Source organism: Comamonas sp. A23, from assembly GCF_004522605.1.
In the GTDB taxonomy this organism is placed as follows: domain Bacteria; phylum Pseudomonadota; class Gammaproteobacteria; order Burkholderiales; family Burkholderiaceae_C; genus Comamonas; species Comamonas thiooxydans.
In genome coordinates this window covers 1-2466 of the sequence record NZ_RSDT01000036.1, presented here as the reverse complement: position 1 = coordinate 2466, position 2466 = coordinate 1, and the positions used below count along the sequence as shown (strand labels likewise).

Here is a 2466-nt window from a genome sequence, read left to right as displayed (position 1 = left end):
CGTATCCGTCCGGTGACCCCATATTGAAAGCGCCGTGAGAAGCGGGCATCGTGTCCACGCTTGGAGGATCGTGGAGACGATGGAACAGTTTTCAAACGATGGCCGGCCACGCCGGCGGGAGTACAGCAAGGCATTCAAGGCTCAGGTGGTGGCAGCCTGCGCGCAACCCGGTGCCAGTGTCGGTGGTGTTGCCTTGTCGCAGGGGCTGCACGCGAACATGGTGCACCGATGGATTCGGGAGGCGGGCCCTGTGCGCGCTCAACCGGGCGTTTGTTCGGATGCTGAGCCCGGCTTCATCTCGCTGCCGCTGACGGCAATGGCGGACAGCACCCATGAGGAGCAGGCGCTGGCTGCATTACCGCCATCCGCGCCTTTACCGCCGCCGTCTGCGTCAGTCCATGTGCGCCTGCAACGCGGCGAACTGGTGGTCAGCCTGCAGTGCCCACTGGGCCAGTGCGGGGCGCTCTTGCGCGAGGTGTTGCGGTGATCCGGGTCGATGCGGTCTGGATGTCCACGCAACCGCTGGACATGCGTGCCGGCCCCGAGACGGCCCTGGCCAGAGTGGTGCAAGTCTTTGGCGCGGCCCGCCCGCACCACGCTTATCTCTTTGCCAACGCACGGGCCAACCGCCTGAAGGTACTGGTGCACGATGGCTTTGGCGTCTGGCTGGCCGCAAGGCGCCTGAACCAAGGCAAGTTTGCCTGGGGCGATGAGCGCCTGGGTCCTCGGCTCACACTCAGCGTCGAACAACTGCAAGCCCTGGTCACCGGCTTGCCCTGGCAGCGCCTGGGAGAAGACGCTGTGATCACGGTGCTGTGATGTTGGTCGCCCGTGCTATGGCGTTCAATTCGTGGATATGCCAGTAGGCGGCTGCCCACCCATCGGGGATGATGACGGCCATGAACGAACCGGTGGATCTGCAGAGCATGGACGAGGCGCAAATGCGCCAGATGCTGCAGCACCTCATGAGCGAGCTCAAACACAAGCAGACGCTGCTGGACAAGCTCAGCTACGAGATGGCCATCCTCAAGCGGCTGAAGTTCGCCGCCAAGACTGAGGCATTGAACGCCGATCAGCGCAGTCTGCTGGAAGACGCGCTCGAAGAAGACCTGCAGGCGGTGGATGAGGAGATCGAGCAGCTGCGCTCGGCTGAAGAGCGCAGCCCACGCCAGCAACCCAAGCGCCTGCCATTGCCGGCACAACTGCTGCGCCAGGAGTTCACACACGAGCCCGAGGTGACTGAGTGCTGCGGCCAGGCCATGCGCCGCATGGGCGAGGATGTGGCCGAGAAGCTGGACTACACGCCCGGCGTGTTCACGGTGCACCGCCATGTGCGCGGCAAATGGGTGTGCGCGTGCTGCCAGACGCTCAAGCAGCAGCCGGTCGAGGCGCACATCATCGACAAGGGCCTAGCCACCACCGGCTTGCTGGCCCAGGTGCTGGTGGCCAAGTACGCGGACCACTTGCCCCTGTACCGCCAGGAGAGTATCTATGCCCGTGCTGGGGTGCCGCTGGCACGCTCGACCCTGGCTCAGTGGGTGGGCAGCTGCGGCGTGCAACTGCAGCCGCTGGTCGATGCGCTGCGCCAGGAGGTGCTCGCACACAGCATCGTGCACGCCGATGAGACCCCGGTGCAGATGCTCAAGCGCGGCAGCGAGCGCGATGGCAAGACGCACCGCGCCTACCTGTGGGCCTACACCCCGGGGCGGCATGAAGACCTCAAGGCCGTGGTCTACGACTTCTGCGAAAGCCGCGCGGGCAAGCACGCCTGTGAATTCCTCAACGGCTGGCGCGGCACGCTGCTGGTTGATGACTTTGCAGGTTACAAGCAGCTCATGGGCGAGCACATCACCGAGGCGGCTTGCTGGGCGCACGCCCGGCGCAAGTTCTTTGAGCTGCATGCAGCCAACAAGAGCCAGATTGCCGAGCAGGCGCTGGTGCAGATCGGGCAGCTCTACGAGGTGGAGAGGCAGGCGTGCAATGTCGATGGCACCGAGCGGCTGCGAATGCGCCAGCAGCACAGCCGCCCGATCGTGGCCAAATTGCACGCCTGGCTGAGCGAGCACCGCAGCAAGGTACCCGAGGGTTCAGCCACGGCACGGGCCATCGACTACAGCCTGCGGCGCTGGCAGGCGCTCACGCGCTTGCTGGACAACGGCCAACTGCCGATCGACAACAACTGGATGGAGAACCAGATGCGACCGGTCGCGCTCGGTCGTAAGAACTGGTTATTTGCCGGGTCGCTGCGGGCGGGTCAGCGTGCCGCTGCCATCATGAGCCTGATCCAGTCAGCCAAGCTCAATGGCCACGACCCACACGCTTACCTCAAGGATGTAATGACCCGGCTGCCCACACACAAGGACAGCCGCATCGGGGAACTGTTGCCGCATCGGTGGCAGAGCGCCACGATCTGAGTCTCAGTCATGACCGCCGCCGGCGGTCAATATGGGTTGGCCAGACGGATAC

The 2466-nt window shown here is 64.6% G+C and carries 3 protein-coding genes; all 3 read left to right on the top strand.

The annotated features are described in order from the left end of the window. Positions 1–79 precede the first annotated feature (79 nt). The 3 genes from EIC84_RS25790 (at position 80) to EIC84_RS25780 (ending at position 2414) form a co-directional block, all read left to right on the top strand. Positions 80–487 carry a transposase gene (locus EIC84_RS25790; RefSeq protein ID WP_003062320.1) on the top strand — a complete coding sequence of 136 codons (408 nt, stop codon included), beginning with the start codon at positions 80–82 and terminating at the stop codon, positions 485–487. Between the two features lie 20 nt (positions 488–507). After that, positions 508–819, top strand: coding sequence for an IS66 family insertion sequence element accessory protein TnpB (gene tnpB, locus EIC84_RS25785; RefSeq protein WP_011804029.1), 312 nt, complete (start codon positions 508–510; stop codon positions 817–819). 80 nt (positions 820–899) lie between these two features. After that, positions 900–2414, top strand: a complete 1515-nt coding sequence (locus EIC84_RS25780) for an IS66 family transposase (protein ID WP_034361426.1) — start codon at positions 900–902, stop codon at positions 2412–2414. The last annotated feature ends 52 nt before the right edge of the window (positions 2415–2466 follow it).